The organism is Mycobacterium sp. NGS17 (assembly GCF_059813205.1).
This window is the reverse complement of record NZ_JCALED010000001.1, coordinates 80,980-96,505: the sequence shown is the minus strand read 5'-3', so window position 1 is coordinate 96,505 and position 15,526 is coordinate 80,980. Positions and strand designations below refer to the sequence as shown.

At 66.8% G+C, this 15,526-nt stretch carries 13 protein-coding genes and 1 riboswitch; of the genes, 9 read left to right on the top strand and 4 right to left on the bottom strand.

Annotation, left to right across the window (positions count from 1 at the left end; genetic code table 11):
- The first annotated feature begins 17 nt into the window (after positions 1 to 17).
- The 6 genes from AC5Y7E_RS00505 (at position 18) to AC5Y7E_RS00480 (ending at position 9,360) form a co-directional block, all read left to right on the top strand.
- A complete protein-coding gene (locus tag AC5Y7E_RS00505) occupies positions 18 to 1,874 on the top strand; it encodes a flavin-containing monooxygenase (protein ID WP_499947125.1) in 1,857 nt (618 codons plus the stop codon).
- Complete coding sequence (locus tag AC5Y7E_RS00500) at positions 1,871 to 2,806, top strand: SDR family NAD(P)-dependent oxidoreductase (protein WP_499947124.1); 936 nt, start codon at positions 1,871 to 1,873, stop codon at positions 2,804 to 2,806. The genes AC5Y7E_RS00505 and AC5Y7E_RS00500 overlap by 4 nt, the downstream gene beginning before the upstream one ends.
- Positions 2,807 to 2,819: 13 nt before the next feature.
- The gene (locus AC5Y7E_RS00495; protein WP_499947508.1) at positions 2,820 to 3,959 is read left to right on the top strand and encodes a CaiB/BaiF CoA transferase family protein; all 1,140 of its coding nucleotides are present in this window, start codon (positions 2,820 to 2,822) and stop codon (positions 3,957 to 3,959) included.
- A complete protein-coding gene (locus AC5Y7E_RS00490) occupies positions 3,960 to 5,672 on the top strand; it encodes a thiamine pyrophosphate-binding protein (protein WP_499947123.1) in 1,713 nt (570 codons plus the stop codon).
- Positions 5,673 to 5,699: 27 nt separating this feature from the next.
- A complete protein-coding gene (locus AC5Y7E_RS00485; RefSeq protein WP_499947122.1) occupies positions 5,700 to 7,127 on the top strand; it encodes an aldehyde dehydrogenase family protein in 1,428 nt (475 codons plus the stop codon).
- Between the two features lie 238 nt (positions 7,128 to 7,365).
- Complete coding sequence (locus AC5Y7E_RS00480; protein ID WP_499947121.1) at positions 7,366 to 9,360, top strand: acyltransferase family protein; 1,995 nt, start codon at positions 7,366 to 7,368, stop codon at positions 9,358 to 9,360.
- A gap of 2 nt (positions 9,361 to 9,362) precedes the next feature.
- On the opposite strand, the gene AC5Y7E_RS00475 is transcribed toward AC5Y7E_RS00480, so the two are convergent.
- On the bottom strand, positions 9,363 to 10,022 hold the full coding sequence (locus AC5Y7E_RS00475; protein ID WP_499947120.1) for an O-methyltransferase: 660 nt from the start codon (positions 10,020 to 10,022) through the stop codon (positions 9,363 to 9,365).
- 108 nt (positions 10,023 to 10,130) lie between these two features.
- Positions 10,131 to 10,310, top strand: a riboswitch (M-box (ykoK) riboswitch).
- A gap of 231 nt (positions 10,311 to 10,541) precedes the next feature.
- On the opposite strand from AC5Y7E_RS00475, the gene AC5Y7E_RS00470 reads away from it, so the two are divergent.
- Together AC5Y7E_RS00470 and AC5Y7E_RS00465 are read left to right on the top strand one after the other, a co-directional pair.
- Positions 10,542 to 10,757: a hypothetical protein gene (locus AC5Y7E_RS00470; RefSeq protein ID WP_499947606.1), complete on the top strand. Its 216-nt coding sequence runs from the start codon at positions 10,542 to 10,544 to the stop codon at positions 10,755 to 10,757.
- A gap of 109 nt (positions 10,758 to 10,866) precedes the next feature.
- Positions 10,867 to 12,654, top strand: coding sequence for an NRAMP family divalent metal transporter (locus AC5Y7E_RS00465; protein ID WP_499947119.1), 1,788 nt, complete (start codon positions 10,867 to 10,869; stop codon positions 12,652 to 12,654).
- On the opposite strand, the gene AC5Y7E_RS00460 is transcribed toward AC5Y7E_RS00465, so the two are convergent.
- Positions 12,646 to 13,590, bottom strand: a complete 945-nt coding sequence (locus tag AC5Y7E_RS00460) for an NADP-dependent oxidoreductase (RefSeq protein WP_499947118.1) — start codon at positions 13,588 to 13,590, stop codon at positions 12,646 to 12,648. The genes AC5Y7E_RS00465 and AC5Y7E_RS00460 overlap by 9 nt on opposite strands.
- Before the next feature lie 182 nt (positions 13,591 to 13,772).
- Between AC5Y7E_RS00460 and AC5Y7E_RS00455 the strand changes: the two genes are divergently transcribed.
- Positions 13,773 to 14,384 (top strand): hypothetical protein, encoded by a 612-nt coding sequence (locus AC5Y7E_RS00455; protein WP_499947117.1) that lies wholly within the window; start codon positions 13,773 to 13,775, stop codon positions 14,382 to 14,384.
- Positions 14,385 to 14,395: 11 nt separating this feature from the next.
- Here the strand turns inward: AC5Y7E_RS00455 and AC5Y7E_RS00450 are convergent, their stop codons facing one another.
- Both AC5Y7E_RS00450 and AC5Y7E_RS00445 read right to left on the bottom strand, forming a co-directional pair.
- Positions 14,396 to 14,542, bottom strand: coding sequence for a hypothetical protein (locus tag AC5Y7E_RS00450; RefSeq protein WP_499947116.1), 147 nt, complete (start codon positions 14,540 to 14,542; stop codon positions 14,396 to 14,398).
- A gap of 92 nt (positions 14,543 to 14,634) precedes the next feature.
- The gene (locus AC5Y7E_RS00445; protein WP_499947115.1) at positions 14,635 to 15,390 is read right to left on the bottom strand and encodes a L,D-transpeptidase; all 756 of its coding nucleotides are present in this window, start codon (positions 15,388 to 15,390) and stop codon (positions 14,635 to 14,637) included.
- Between the last annotated feature and the right edge of the window lie 136 nt (positions 15,391 to 15,526).

Here is a 15,526-nt window from a genome sequence, read left to right as displayed (position 1 = left end):
CTATCAGAAGGAGACGCATGACCACCGCTGACGAGCCCTGCGGGCCCACCGACGTAGCGCAAGACGTCGACATAGACGCGCTGCGGGCCAAGTACGCCCAGGAGCGCGACAAGCGCCTACGCGTCGACGGCGGCGCGCAGTACCTCGAACTCGAAGGTGACCTGGCGGACTTCTACGAGATAGACCCGTACACTCCGATCCCCGACCGCGCGCCGATCAGCGAGGACCTAGAGGTGGCCGTCCTCGGCGGTGGGTTCGCCGGATTGTTGTCCGGCGCCTACCTGAAAAAGGCCGGCGTACAGGATGTTCGGATCATCGATATGGCCGGAGACTTCGGCGGAGTGTGGTATTGGAACCGCTTCCCAGGCATCCAGTGCGACAATGACTCCTACTGCTACATCCCGATGCTCGAGGAGCTCAATTTCCTGCCGAGCAAGAAGTTCGCCGACGGGGCCGAAATCTTCGCGCACTGCCAGGCCATGGGTAAACACTTCGACCTCTACGATGGCGCGATCTTCTCTACGCAGGTCGAGACCATGCGCTGGGACGAGAAGATAACGCGGTGGCGGCTGACCACCAACCGCGGCGACGACATTCGCGCACGGTTTGTGGTGATGGCGCAGGGCTCGTACAACAAGCCAAAGCTGCCCGGCATCCCCGGTATCAAGGAGTACCTAAACGGCGGCGGCCACGCATTCCATTCCGCCCGTTGGGACTACGACTACACAGGTGGCGATGCCAACGGCGGGCTGCATAAGCTGGCTGACAAGCGGGTCGCACTCGTCGGCACGGGGGCTACCGGCGTCCAGCTGGTGCCGCATCTCGGCCGGGATTCCAAGCAGCTCTTCGTGTTCCAGCGCACCCCGTCGTCGGTGGACATGCGGGCCAACACACCCACCGACCCGGCCTGGGCGGCGGCGCTGCAGCCCGGTTGGCAGGAGGAGCGCAAACGTAACTTCCACAATTGGTCACCGTTTGTTGGGGTGGTCTTCGGCGAGCCGGATCTGGTGTGCGACTTCTGGACCGAATTGGGGCGCAACATGACCGCCCGGATTGCCGCCAGCCCGGATCCCGCCTCGCTGGGGATCGAGGAGATCATGGCGATCCGCGAGGGAGAGGATTACAAGATCATGGAGCGGCTGCGCCGCCGCGTGGCCGCGCTGGTCGACGACCCCGACACCGCCGAGGCACTCAAACCTTACTACCGCTTCATGTGTAAGCGGCCGTGTTCGAGCGAGACCTACCTGCCGGCGTTCAACCTGCCTAACGTGAAGCTGGTGGACGTGTCGGAGTCCAAGGGCGTGGAACGCCTGACGGAGAAGGGCATCGTCGCCAACGGCGTCGAGTACGAGGTCGATTGCGTCGTATTCGCCAGCGGGTTCGAGATCTCCACGGAGATCAGTCGACGCTTCGCCGTCGACGTCATCGAGGGTCGAGACGGGCTGTCGCTGTTCGACTACTGGCACGACCGCTACCAGACGCTGCACGGCATGACCACCCGCGGATTCCCGAACCAGTTCTTCACGGGCTTCATCCAGGGCGGCGTCTCGGCGAATACCACCGCGATGTTCGAGCAACAGGCCGAACACATCGCCTACATCATCGCCGAAGCGCAAAAGCGCGGTGCCACCGTCGTTGAACCCAGTCAGGAGGGCCAGGACGGCTGGGTCAGGACGGTTGCCGAGCTCGCGATCGACAACTCGGCATTCGAGATGTCCTGCACCCCTGGCTATTACAACAATGAAGGCCAGGGTGGCGCCAAAGACAACGGTGCGTTCCTCGGCGATTTCTACTCGCCGGGTTTCTACGCCTTCGGTGACCTGATCGCCGAGTGGCGCGCCAAGGGTGACTTGGAAGGCCTTGAGCTTTCGTGAGCGACTTGAGGTTCGACGGCAGGGTCGCGGTCGTCACCGGGGGCGGCCGAGGGCTCGGCCGCTCCTACGCCTTGCTCCTGGCCTCGCGGGGGGCGAAGGTGGTCGTCAACGATGCCGGCGGCCGCCTGGACGGCGGCGGGAGCGACGCCGGGCCGGCCGAGCAGGTGGTCGCTGAGATCACGGCGGCCGGGGGCCAGGCCGTGGCGTGCAGCGCGTCGGTCGCGACCCGCGCAGGCGGCGAGGCGATCATCGGGACCGCACTCGAAAACTACGGCGGCATCGACGTTCTGATCCACAACGCCGGCAACGTGCGTCGCGCGTCGCTCAAGGAGATGAGCTACGAGGACTTCGACGCGGTGCTCGACGTGCACCTACGCGGCGCGTTCAACGTGGTGCGGCCGGCGTTTCCGGTCATGTGCGAGGCGGGTTACGGCCGCATCGTGCTGACGTCGTCGATCGGCGGCCTGTACGGCAACCACAACGTCGCCAACTACGCGGCGGCCAAGGCCGGCGTGATCGGGTTGTCGAACGTCGCCGCGCTCGAGGGCGCCGCCGAGGGCGTGCGGTGCAACGTGATCGTGCCGGCCGCGGTGACGCGAATGGCCGACGGCATCGACACCTCCTCCTACCCGCCGATGGGCGCGGAACTCGTTGCGCCCGTGGTCGGTTGGCTTTCCCATGAATCCTGCTCGGTGACCGGTGAACTCTTCGTCGCGCTGGCGGGTCGCGTGGCGCGGGCGGTCATCGCGGAAAGCCCGGGCGTGTGCCGGTCGTCGTGGACGATCGAGGACGTCGGCGGCCATCTGGACGCGATCCGCTACGTCGAGGCGCCGCTGATCTTCCCGGTCGTGCCCGACGGGCACGACCGGCACATCCGCTACAGCTTCGAGCTCGCGCACCGCTCGACCGACCAGGGGGCGCTCAATGGCTAGCCCGACCGGCCCGATGGCGGGGCTGCGCGTCATCGACCTCACCGCGATGGTGATGGGGCCGTACTGCACGCAGATCATGGCCGACATGGGTGCAGACGTCATCAAAGTCGAACCGCCACAAGGGGATAACACCCGCTACATCTCGGTGGGCCCGGCACCGGGCATGAGCGGGGTGTTCGTCAACGTCAACCGCGGCAAGCGCAGCGTCGTGCTGGACCTGCAGACCGACGCCGGGGCGCGCGCGCTACGCGGTCTCGTCGAGACCGGCGACGTGTTCATCCACTCGATGCGCGCCAAGGCGATCACCAAACTCGGCTTCGGTTATGACGAGGTCGCGGCGATCAATCCCGCAATCATCTACACCAATTGCTACGGGTACGGGCGACGCGGCCCCGACCACGACCGCCCCGCCTACGACGACACGATCCAGGCCGAGTGCGGCCTGCCCTCGGTGCAACGGCAATTGACCGGCGAGGCCGATTACGTCGGCACCATCATGGCCGACAAGATCGCCGGGCTGACCGCGCTGTACGCGACGACCATGGCGTTGTTCCATCGTGAGCGCACCGGCCAGGGCCAAGAGGTCGAAGTCGCCATGTTCGAGACCATGGCCTCGTTCATGCTCGTCGAACACGCCAACGGCGCCCTGTTCGACCCGCCCCTCGGGCCGGCGGTGTATCCGCGAACGGTGGCGCCCAACCGCCGCCCGTACCGGACCAGCGACGGCTACATCGCCGCGCTGATCTACAACGACAAGCACTGGAACGCCTTCATGAAAGCCGTTCAGCCGCCGTGGGCCAGCGAGTTGTACGCGACGCTGGAACAACGCGCCCGCGAGATCGACACCGTCTACGGACTGCTGGCCGAGACCATGAAGGAGCGGACCACCGCGGAGTGGCTGCAGCTGCTGCGCGACCTCGAGATTCCGGCGGCGCCGCTGAACACACCGGAGGCTCTGTTCGACGATCCGCATCTCAACGCCGTCGGCATGTTCGAGACGGTGGACAGCCCGCACGGGCCGGTGCGCTTCCCGGGGGTGCCCACCTGGTTCTCGCAGACACCGGGCCACGTCGCCGGGCCGGCGCCAGAACTCGGCGCCGATACCGAAGAAGTACTCGCCGAAATTGGCGCTCGCGAGGGAAAGGAACTGTAAATGGGCGTGCCGGTTTATCGGAGGATCCTCGACCTGTTCGAGGCGGAGGGCGTGAACACGCTGTTCGGCATACCCGACCCGAATTTCGTGCACATGTTCGCCGAGGCCGACGCCCGCGGGTGGTCGGTGGTCGCGCCGCATCACGAGCTGAGCGCGGGATTCATGGCCGAGGCGGCGTCGCGGATGACGGGCAAGCCCGGCCTGTGCATCGGCACCCTCGGCCCGGGCATGGCCAACATCGCCGGTGCGATCCAGTGCGCGCTGGTGGAGAACTCGCCGGTGATCTTCCTCGGCGGGCAGCGGGCCCGGGTCACCGAGCGCCGGGTCCGGCGTGGGCGCATCCAATTCGTCCAGCAGGAACCGCTTTTCGCCGCGTCGGTCAAGTACAGCAGCTCGATCGAATACGCCGACCAGACCGACGAGATCATCCACGAGGCCATCCGCAGGTCGATGTCCGGCACCCCGGGACCGTCCTATGTCGAGTTCCCGTCGCACGTCATCCTCGAGGAACTCGAGGTGGGCGTCGCGCCGAGCCCGTCGACCTACCGGCTGGTCAACCAGGGCGCCGGCACCCGCGAGCTGGCCGAGGCCGTGAAGCTGATCCGCCAGGCCAAAAGCCCGGTGCTGCTGGTCGGCCACGGCGTGCACACCTCCCGGACCCAGCAGCAGGTCAAGGAGCTGGCACAGTTGATGGCCTGCCCGGTGATCCAGACCTCCGGCGGCACCTCGTTCATCCCGGGACTACAGGACCGGACGTTCCCATACTTGTTCTCGCCGGCCGCCAACGAGGCGGTCGAGGAATCCGACCTGTGCGTCGCGCTGGGTACCGAACTCGGTGAGCCCATGCACTACGGCCGGACGCAGCATTGGGCCGGCAACGACGCGAACCGCAGATGGGTGCTCGTGGAGCAGGATCCGACGGCCATCGGCGTGAACCGGCCGGTCGACGTGGCGCTGGTCGGCGATCTGCGCGGTGTCGTGCCGCAACTGGTCTCCGCCCTCAAAGATTCCCCGCGCAACCCCGCACCCGCGCTGCAGGCCCTGATCGACAAGGACACGAAAGAGCTTGCGGATATGGCTGAATCGGCACCGTCCGGGCGTTCGCCGATTCATCCCGCGCGCTATGTCGTCGAGGCGACCAAGGCGTTCAACGAACTCGACGACGGCATCCTCGTGCGCGACGGCGGTGCGACCGTGATCTTTCAATGGACCTACTCGCAGTCCAAGCCGCGCGACGTGATCTGGAACCAGAACTTCGGCCACCTCGGCACCGGCCTGCCGTATGCGGTCGGAGCCTCTGTCGCCGAGGGTGGAAAGCGGCCGGTGATGCTGTTGACCAGCGATTCGGCGTTCCTCTTCCACATCGCCGAATTGGAAACCGCTGCGCGGCAGAACCTTCCGCTGGTGTGCGTGGTGGGCGTCGACCACCAATGGGGCTTGGAGGTGGGTGTGTACAAGCGCACCTTCTCCCAGCCCTCGCCGCAGCCCGGTGTGCACTGGAGCAAGGACGTCCGGATGGACAAGGTTGCCGAGGGCTTCGGTTGCCACGGCGAGTATGTCGAGAAGGAATCCGAGATCGGCCCGGCGATCGCCCGCGCTTATGCCAGTGGCAAAGTCGGTGTAGTGCACGTGTGCATCGATCCGAAGGCCAATTCCGAAGAGATGCCGAAGTACGACCGATTCCGCACCTGGTACGCCGAAGGCACTCAGTAAGCCCACAGTAAGAAAAGGACCGATGTCATGCGCGAATACCTGAAGTTCTACATCGACGGACAATGGGTCGACCCGTTGCGGCCCAATGCTTTCGACGTGGAGAACCCGGCAACCGAGCAGGTTTCCGGGAAAATCTCGCTGGGGTCGGCGGCTGACGTCGACGTGGCGGTCAATGCCGCCCGCCGGGCCTTCTCCAGCTGGTCGCAGAGCACCCGCGAACAGCGCCTGGACCTGTTGCAGGCCATCCTCACCGAATACCAGAAGCGCGCCGACGATCTCGCCGAGGCGGTCACCGAAGAAATCGGCGCGCCGCCCTCGCTGGCCGCCGGGCCGCAGGTCTTCCTCGGGATCGGTCACCTGACCACGGCCATCGACGCGCTGAAGAACTTCGAATTCTCCGAACAGAAAGGGGCGACACTGATCGCCAAGGAGCCGATCGGTGTCTGCGGGTTGATCACCCCCTGGAACTGGCCGATCAACCAGGTCGCGGTCAAGGTCTACCCGGCGCTGGCGACCGGCTGCACCGTCATCCTGAAACCCTCTGAGGTGGCCCCCTATTCGCCGTACATCTTCGCCGAGATCCTGGATGCCGCCGGCGTACCGGCCGGGGTGTTCAACCTGATCAACGGCGACGGCCCGGGGGTCGGCGTGGCCCTGGCGAGCCATCCCGACATCGACATGGTGTCCTTCACCGGATCCACCCGCGCCGGTGTCGATGTGGCCACGAATGCCGCCGCGACCGTGAAGCGAGTGACCCAGGAACTCGGCGGCAAAAGCCCCAACATCGTCCTCGACGACAGTGGCTTCGCCCAGGGCGTCAAGGCCGGCGTGGCCAACATGATGCCCAATTCCGGACAGAGCTGTAACGCCCCCTCGCGCATGCTGGTCCCGAATTCCCGGATGGCCGAGGCCATTGACATCGCGCGTGAGGTCGCCGAACAAGTCCAGGTGGGCGGCGGCGACGCGACCGCCATCGGTCCGGTCGCGTCGAGGGCACAGTTCGAGAAGGTTCAGCGCCTTATTCAGCAGGGCATCGACGAGGGCGCGACCGTGGTCGCGGGGGGCCCGGGCCGGCCGGAGGGACTCGACACGGGGTACTACGTCAAACCCACCGTCTTCGCCCATGTCACCAACGACATGACGATCGCGCGCGAGGAGATCTTCGGGCCGGTGCTGTGCATTCTCGGCTACGACGACCTCGACCACGCCGTCGAAATCGCCAACGACACCCAATACGGCCTCGCCGGCTACGTTTCGGGCGCCGACCTCGACACGGCGCGCGAGATCGCCCGCAAGATCCGCGCGGGATGGGTGACCATCAATCACGCATTCGACATGAACGCACCGTTCGGCGGCTACAAGCACAGCGGCAACGGTCGGGAATGGAGCGAGTTCGGCTTCCACGAGTATCTGGAGGTCAAGAGCACCCTGGGTTACGCCCCCGGCAAGGGCTGACGCGCCCACCCGAAATCCGAACGCAGCGCGGCGGAAAACACGTCGCGTGTCCTCCACCTGATCCCGTGCGCCCGCCTCTAGGCTGGCTTGCTGAAATCAACAGGAGGGGCAGCGACGTATCGGCATCAACCATGGCGCCGGGCGAAATGGTAGTTACGGCGCGCTGACAGCAAGCACAGAGCCGGGCGGGTTTCACCCCGCACCGGCTCGTCGCACTCGCCCCCGGTGGGTGGCCCCCGTGCGTCGCGTCGGCCGGCTGGCGATCTGGGATCGGCCCGAGCGGGCCAGCGGAATCCCGGCGCTCGACGGGCTGCGTGCGATCGCGGTCGCGCTGGTGCTCATCGGGCACGGCGGGATCCCGGGCGTCAGTGGCGGTTTCATCGGCGTCGACGTGTTTTTCGTCCTCAGCGGGTTCCTGATCACCTCGCTGCTGCTGGACGAGCTTGGGCGCACCGGCCGTATCGAGTTGACCGGCTTCTGGATCCGGCGTGCGCGCCGGCTCTTGCCCGCACTGGTGCTCATGGTGCTCACCGTGGCCGCCGCCCGTCAGCTCTTGCCCGACCGGTCGCTGACCGGCCTGCGCGACGACGCCATCGCGGCCTTCGTGTGGATGGCGAACTGGCGGTTCGTCGCCCAGAAGACCGACTACTTCACCCAGGGCGCGCCGCCCTCGCCGCTGCAGCACACCTGGTCACTCGGGGTGGAGGAGCAGTACTACTTCGTCTGGCCGGTGCTGCTCATCGCCGTGACCCTGCTGCTCGCCGCGCGCGCGAGGCGCCGCTCGTCCCGAGCCACCGTCGGCGGTGTGCGGTTCGCGACGTTCCTGATAGCCACCTTCGGCGCGCTGGCTTCGGCGGCGCTCGCCATCGCGTTGGCGTCCAATGGCACTCGCGACCGAATCTACTTCGGCACCGACACCCGTGCGCAGGCGTTGCTGGTCGGCGCCGCGTCGGCCGCGCTCCTGGTGCGGGACTGGCCGTCGATGAACCGCGGCTGGTGCATGATCCGCACCCGGTGGGGCCGCCGGGTCGCCCGGATCCTGCCGCTGTTCGGTATGGGGGGACTGGCGGCGGCGACCCACTACGCGACCGGGGCCAGCGGCGAATTCCGCCACGGCTTGCTGATCGGAGTCGCGATCGCGGCGGTGATCGTGATCGCACCCGTCGCGCTGGAGCAGCGCGGAATCGTCGCCCGCGCGCTTGCGTTGCCACCCCTGGTGTGGCTGGGAACCATCTCCTACGGCGTCTACTTGTGGCATTGGCCAATCTTTTTGGCGCTCAACGGCGAACGCACCGGATGGTCCGGCCTGCCCTTGTTCGCCGCGCGGTGCGGTGCCACGCTACTGGCGGCCGCAACGTCGTATTGGCTGCTCGAACAACCCATTCGGCGCTGGCGACCGGCGCGGGTACCGCTGCTGCCGCTGGCGGCCGCGACCGTGGCCAGCGCGGCCGCGGTGACGCTGTTGGTGATCCCGGTGGGCACCGGGCCCGGCCTGCGTGAGGCCGGCCTGCCGCCCGGCGTCTCGGCCGTCGCGGCGGTCTCGCCGTCGCCGCCCGGCCCGAGCCGGCCCCGAGATGCCAACCGGCCGTTCACCGTCTCGGTGTTCGGTGATTCGATCGGGTGGACTTGGATGCACTACCTGCCCCCGACACCCGGGTTCGCCTTCCTCGACCACACCGTCATCGGATGCAGCCTGGTGCGTGGCACGCCGTACCGCTACATCGGCCAGACCCTGGAGCAACGGTCCGAATGCGATGGCTGGCCGATTCGCTGGTCGACACAGGTCAGCCGGGATCAGCCGGACGTCGCGCTGCTGGTCATCGGCCGCTGGGAGACGGTGGACCGGGTCAACGAAGGCCAGTGGACTCACATCGGCGACCCGACCTTCGACGCCTACCTCAACGGCGAGCTCGAACGGGCGCTGACCATCGTGGGCGCTACCGGTGTGCACGTGGTGGTCGCGACCGTCCCCTACAGCCGGGGTGGCGAAAAGCCGGACGGCCGGCTGTATCCGGAGGACCAGCCGGACCGGGTCAACCTGTGGAACACTATGCTGCGCAGGACCGTCAGCCATCATCCCAACGTCGCGATCCTCGACCTGAACAAGAAGCTGTGCCCCGACGGGGTTTATACCGCCAAGGTCGACGGCATCAAGGTGCGCAGCGACGGCGTCCACCTCACCCCCGAAGGGGTGAAGTGGCTGACGCCGTGGCTCGAGGAATCGCTGAGGTAGCCCTAACCGCTTGCGCGGCAGCTGATCTCCATGCTGTCGCTGTCGCGGACCTGGAAGTTGAAGCTGACGTAGCCGTTGTCCTGGTTGCGGACGCGATCGAGATAGGGCGCCATGTCGGCCGAGCTGGCGTTGTCGGCGATGACCAGCGCACCCGTGGACAGGCGAGGCTCCAGCAGCTCGATCACGGGCAGATACAGATCCTTCCAACCGTCGAGCAGCAGGAAATCGATTGCGCCGTCCAGGCTTTCCAGCGTGGTCAGCGCGTCGCCCTCCAGGATCGTGATCACATCGTCCAGGCCCGTCTCGGCGAATGTCTTCTTCGCCGCCGCGATCTTGGTCTCACTGAGCTCGGTGGTCACCACCCGGCCGGCGCCGTTGTCGCGCACCCCCGCGGCCAGATGCAGGGCGGAGATGCCGAAGGACATCCCGAATTCCACGACGGTGGCCGGGCGGGTGGCTCGCACCAGCGAATACAGCAGCCGGCCGGCTTCCGGTGTCACTGGAATGTAGAACTCGCTCATCGCCTCGGTGCGTTCCCGCGTGGTCATCGGCCGATCGAAGGTGCCGCGCCGCTCACGCAACAGCGCCATCTGATTCTTCGACTCGGCGTACATGCGGTCGAGCGTCGATGCGACCCGGGAATCCTGCAAGGTTGTGGTCATGTGTTTGAGCCTAGGCTTTCTCCCATGAGCGGTGCCCGGGCGCGCAACCGTCAGGAAACCGTTAAGCGGTTTGACGAGCTTGCGGACCCGGTGCCACTATGGACCCCGCAAGCACCTCGGTAGGTGAGGCGTCTGCATGGATACAGGCCACTGACCCCGAACGTCGAGAGACGCCCCGGGTCAGGACAGCTCTTCCCGGACTAAGGGTTGAGCCCAAGTGGCTTCCGGACCATCGGCTGGGTCTGGATACGCCGTGCAGTGCCGAAGCTCCGACGAGAGGGGTGCGGCCGCCGCTGCATTGTCGGTCATTTCCGCCTCTCCCGTTCAGGTGAATGTAGTGACACCCGCGTGTGTCCCGGCCGTGAGGAGGTGAGGGCGAGATGAGTCCCGGCGATAGTCCCTATCCGAAATCCGTTTTGTCCCGATCCGGTTCCGGCATTTCTCGCACCGCCTGACCTCGCTTGGTTTCGCGGCTGACGCGCCTGCCGACGCCGACCGGACCTCCGTCAGGAGAAGATCATGGCTTTTGTTGTTATGCACCGTTTTTCCGCTGCCTCCGGGATGCGCGGCCGGTCGATGCTGCGTGCAGGCCGGTTGCTGGCCAACAGGTTTCACCTGCGCGCCAGCCTGACCCCGCAGGAGCGCGTCAACCTGTACGTCTCGAGGATGCCGGTCGCGATGGTCACCGCGTCGCTGGGCGGCCACGTTTCGGGTCCCGACGGCAGCCACCGTTGAAATGCTGCCTCGGCGGCGGGCGGCACAGCTCCGCTCGCCGCCGCAGGCACGTTGAGCGCCGCAACCGCCTCACTAGTGGCTGAAAACCGCTCGAGATAGCGAGGATTCGATGACTTCGATCTACGACCGCCGCACCCCGGTGTCCGGTCGGGCCGCTGCCGCGCCGGAAGGCGCGGCCGAGCAGCAACGCGCGGCCGAGCTGGATTCCGCGCACGTCGGCGACATCGTCGGGGCGTTCGGGCGCATCCGGCGCGACGGGGACGGGGCTTTCAGCGGGCGTTGGCGGCGCCTGCGCACACTGGCGGTCATCACCGGACCGGGACTGATCGTCATGGTGGGCGACAACGACGCCGGTGGCGTCGCGACCTATGCGCAGGCCGGCCAGAACTACGGCATGGGCCTGTTGTGGACGCTGGCACTGCTGATTCCGGTGCTGTACGTGAACCAGGAGATGGTGCTGCGACTAGGCGCAGTGGCCCGGGTTGGGCACGCGCGCTTGATATTCGAGCGGTTCGGCAAGTTCTGGGGCGCCTTCAGCGTCGCTGACTTGTTGATCCTGAACGCCTTGACCATCGTCACCGAATTCATCGGCGTCTCACTGGCTCTCGGGTTTTTGGGTTGCCCGAAGATCGTCGCCGTTCCCGCCGCGGCCGTCCTGCTGTTCGCCGTGGTGGCGGGCGGATCGTTCCGCCGTTGGGAGAGGTTGATGTTCCTCCTGATTGCGGTGAATGTGCTGATCTTCCCGATGGTCTTGCTGGTGCATCCGACCCCGAAAGCCACCGCGGCCGGGCTCATCCCGCAGTTTCCCGGTGGGCTCAACTCGACGGTGTTGCTGCTGGTGGTCGCGATCGTGGGCACTACGGTCGCGCCGTGGCAGCTGTTCTTTCAGCAGTCCAATGTGGTGGACAAGCGCATCACGGCCCGCTGGATTCCCTACGGCCGAGCGGATTTGGCCATTGGAATCGTCGTCGTGATGGTCGGCGCGACGGCGCTGATGGCCGTCGCGGCGTTCGGGTTGACCGGCACGGCCGATGCGAGCCACTTCACCGATGCGGGCGCGGTCGCGTCGGGGTTGTCGACGCATCTTGGCCCCACGGTGGGCGTGCTGTTCGCGATCATCTTGCTGGACGCATCGCTGATCGGCGCCAATGCCGTCGGCCTGGCGACCACCTATGCGGTGGGCGATGCCATGGGTAAGCGCCACTCGCTGCATTGGAAGATCCGCGAGGCCCCGCTGTTCTACGGCGGCTACGCGATACTGCTGGCGGTGTCGGCAGCGGTCTCCTTCAGCCCCGACCACATCCTGGGCCTGGTGACCCAGGGAGTCCAGGCACTGGCCGGTGTGCTGCTGCCCTCGGCCACCGTCTTCTTGGTGCTGCTGTGCAACGATCGGGCGGTGCTGGGACCGTGGGTGAATACGGTGCGGCAGAACATCATTGCGTGGACCATCGTGTGGTGCCTGGTGCTGCTGTCGCTGGCGTTGACGGCGGCCACCTTCTTCCCCAGCCTCTCCACCGCCACCATCGAGGCCGGGCTCGCGACCGGTGCGGTGCTCGGCGTCGTCGGCGGTGCCGTGATGATCATCATGGGCGGACGACACCGGAACCTGACCGAGGCGGAAGCAATCGTGCGCACTCTCGGCGGCGGCCTCGACCCGGGGGAGGTCGACGATCTCGACGACGCCTCGTCGCTGACGCGTGCCGAGCGGCGGGCGGTACGGCGCCAGGACCGGTTGAGCTGGCAGACCCCCAGCCTCGCGCTGCTCGATCGGCCAGTGATGTCACCGATGCGCCGGGCGGGGCTCTTCACCCTGCGGGGCTACCTGGTTGTGGCCGTCGTTTTCGTCATCATCAAGATCGTGCAGGCCGGCGTTGTGGGGCCGGCCACCTCATTCTGAGTTGGTCGGCAGCAGAACGATTTTCCCGTGTGTGTGCCGCTGCTCGAGCTCGGCATAGGCGTCGGCGACCCGGTCGAGCGGGTAGGCCGCGGCGATGTCGAATTCGATGGCGCCGGAAACGATCAGGTCGGCCATCTCGGCGAGCACCTCGGGTGTCGAGGCTGCCATGCTGCCCTCGGTCTTCGCGCCCACCTCGCCCGCCTTCTGGAACGAGATGATGGTGTCGATCCGCTCGGGTGCCACGCCGAGATCGACGGCAAGCTGGACGTAGTCAGGGCCGAACAGGTCGATGAATGCGTCGATGCCGTCCGGTGCCGCGTCACGCAGCCGCTCGGCGAGCCCGTCACCGTAGGCGATAGGGGTGACGCCATGCGCGCGTAGCCAGCCGGCATTGCCCGGGCCCGCAATGCCGAGCACTCGCGCCTCGCGCAACGCCAGAAGCTGCACGACAAGGCTGCCCACCCCGCCCGCGGCCGCCGACACGGCGATCGTTTCACCGGCTTGAGGCGCCACGGCACGCACGGCAGCATAGGCGGTCGCACCGACCACGTACAGCGAACCTGCCGTCTCCCAACTGAGTTCGGCGGGTTTGCGGATCAACTGGTCGACGGGAACCGCGGTGTGGGTGGCGTGGCTGGACCGCCGCATGCTGAAGCCCAAGACTTCGTCGTCGACCGAAAACTCGGTGACCCCGGGCGCCACGGCGGTGACGACGCCGGCCAGATCGCTGCCCTGGCCGGAGGGAAAGGTCGCCGGGAACATCTCGTGCATCGCCCCGGTCCGGATGCCGGCTTCGCCGGGATTTATCCCCGCGGCGCGCACCTCGACGACGACCTCGCCCGGCCCGGGGGAGGGCACCTCGATGTCCGCGACGTACAACACCTCACGCCCCCCGTAATGGTCGAACCGCACTGCGCGCGCCGCTGCAGCCGACATACCGATCTCCTTCCAGCGCGGGGATGCTCGTGTCCACGCCAGCATAGGCGCGCCAAACCGCTACCCAGGGGGCGTCGACTGGGCCTATGTTCGTAGCGACCCTGGTTTACACCAGTGTTTCGCCGGCGGCGTCGGGGGCCGCGGCGGAGGCCCGGACACCGATGACACGTGGAAGGACATGCGTGCAAGTTGATCGGATCGGCATCGCCGGCTGGGCCGCTGCCATCGCCGTGGTCGGCGCCGCGAGCACCGGATGCGGCGGCGACGGCAAACCCTCATCGGCGCCGGCGCCGGGTTCTCCCGCTTCGACCGGTTCGAGCTCGGTCACCGGCCCGCCGTCGGTCCAGCCGTCGGACTACGGCTCCCTGCTGATCAAGCCGAACGACGTCGGCGGCGGGCTCACAGCACCGCAGTCTCCCCTGCTCAACCCCAACAATGCGCCCGGCGTCGCCCAGCTGTTCGCCAACGCGGACAGCAGCCGGCGGCTGTGGGACACCATCGTCATTGCCGCCGATCCGCCCGCGGCGGTCGCCGAATTAGCCTCCACCCAAAGCAGTTACAACGGCAAGGTGAGCGGTAGTTGGCAACCGCTTGCTGTCGGCGCGAACGGGGTGATGATCTCGGGGACCTCACCGGACAACTCCCAAGCGATGACCGTTTTGGTCTTCACCGAAGGCAAGGCACTGGTCACCCTGGAATTCGACAGCCCGCCCAACGAGCCGGTCGATCCGGCCGTCGCTCTCGACATCGGTCGCAAGCAGGATGCCGCGGTGAAGAAAGGGCTACCCGGCTAGCTTGGCAGCGACTACACCAAGCCCAGATCCGCGACGTTCTTGTCTGTCCACGCCGCCGACAGACGCGGAATGCCGTCGTCCACAACGATTTTCGCCTCCGGCACGACGGTACGGAACACGTCGATCGGGCCGGCGCACCTACGGCGCGGCTGCGGCATTGGGTAGGCGCCCAGCAAAGCCCGCGCTTTCTTTCAGCGCCCGTGCCGGCGGTAGGGGAGCCCGGGTCGCGCCGCCGACGAGGCGGTCGCGCTCAGGCCACGACCTGGATAGGGTCGCCGACGTTCACCTCGTTGAAGTACCAGGCGGCGTTGTCGGGACTGAGGTTGATGCAGCCATGGCTGACGTTGGCGTAGCCCTGGGAATCGACCGACCACGGTGCCGAGTGCACGTAGACGCCGCTCCAGGTGACTCGCACCGCGTAGGAGGCGGTGATCTTGTAGCCCTCGGGCGAGCTGAGCGGGATACCGATGGTCCGCGAGTCCATCACCACGGTGCGCTGCTTTTCCAGTGCCGTGAAGCTGCCGATCGGGGTGGGCCGGCTGGGCTTGCCCATCGACGCCGGCATGGTGCGCAGCACCTCCCCGTTCCTGCTCACGGTGAAGGTGTGCTTGGAGATGCTGGCGACACCGAGTAGCGAATCGCCGGTGTCGAAGCCCGTCGACAGGGCCTGCACGCCGACCTGCACGTGGGTGTGGGCCGGCCAATACTGGTCGGGCACCCACTGAACGACAGTGCTGTGGATCCATTCGAAGTGTCCGGGGGTGCCGCTGGGCGACGTGACGTGGATCGACCGTTCGACGGCGGCCCGATCGGCCACCGGAGCGGCGAAGGTCACCACGACCGGATGGGCGACGCCCACCGAGGCGCCATTAGCGGGCAAAATCGAGGCGACCTCGGGGGCGGGCTGTGGTTGTGGCACGGCCGCGGTGCTGCGACCGACCGGTGCCACCAGGCCCACAGCTGTGATCGCGACCATAACAAATAGATAACGAACACCCCGACGCATAGCGTCCACCCTTCGAGATGGCGTGATTAGCACACCGATATTCTACTGGTTACCCGCTGATCACCGTTTTCAGCAAACAATGACAGCTTGGCGCGGTCGTCACGGTAACGATTTGATCACCGATTGAGTTCACGCG

Bases quoted from the DNA above. Each gene is read 5' to 3' on its own strand.
- AC5Y7E_RS00505 (WP_499947125.1), top strand. From the start codon at position 18: ATGACCACCGCTGACGAGCCCTGCGGGCCCACCGACGTAGCGCAAGAC.
- AC5Y7E_RS00495 (WP_499947508.1), top strand. From the start codon at position 2,820: ATGGCGGGGCTGCGCGTCATCGACCTCACCGCGATGGTGATGGGGCCG.
- AC5Y7E_RS00490 (WP_499947123.1), top strand. From the start codon at position 3,960: ATGGGCGTGCCGGTTTATCGGAGGATCCTCGACCTGTTCGAGGCGGAG.
- AC5Y7E_RS00485 (WP_499947122.1), top strand. From the start codon at position 5,700: ATGCGCGAATACCTGAAGTTCTACATCGACGGACAATGGGTCGACCCG.
- AC5Y7E_RS00475 (WP_499947120.1), bottom strand. From the start codon at position 10,022: ATGACCACAACCTTGCAGGATTCCCGGGTCGCATCGACGCTCGACCGC.
- AC5Y7E_RS00470 (WP_499947606.1), top strand. From the start codon at position 10,542: ATGGCTTTTGTTGTTATGCACCGTTTTTCCGCTGCCTCCGGGATGCGC.
- AC5Y7E_RS00465 (WP_499947119.1), top strand. From the start codon at position 10,867: ATGACTTCGATCTACGACCGCCGCACCCCGGTGTCCGGTCGGGCCGCT.
- AC5Y7E_RS00460 (WP_499947118.1), bottom strand. From the start codon at position 13,590: ATGTCGGCTGCAGCGGCGCGCGCAGTGCGGTTCGACCATTACGGGGGG.
- AC5Y7E_RS00450 (WP_499947116.1), bottom strand. From the start codon at position 14,542: ATGCCGCAGCCGCGCCGTAGGTGCGCCGGCCCGATCGACGTGTTCCGT.
- AC5Y7E_RS00445 (WP_499947115.1), bottom strand. From the start codon at position 15,390: ATGCGTCGGGGTGTTCGTTATCTATTTGTTATGGTCGCGATCACAGCT.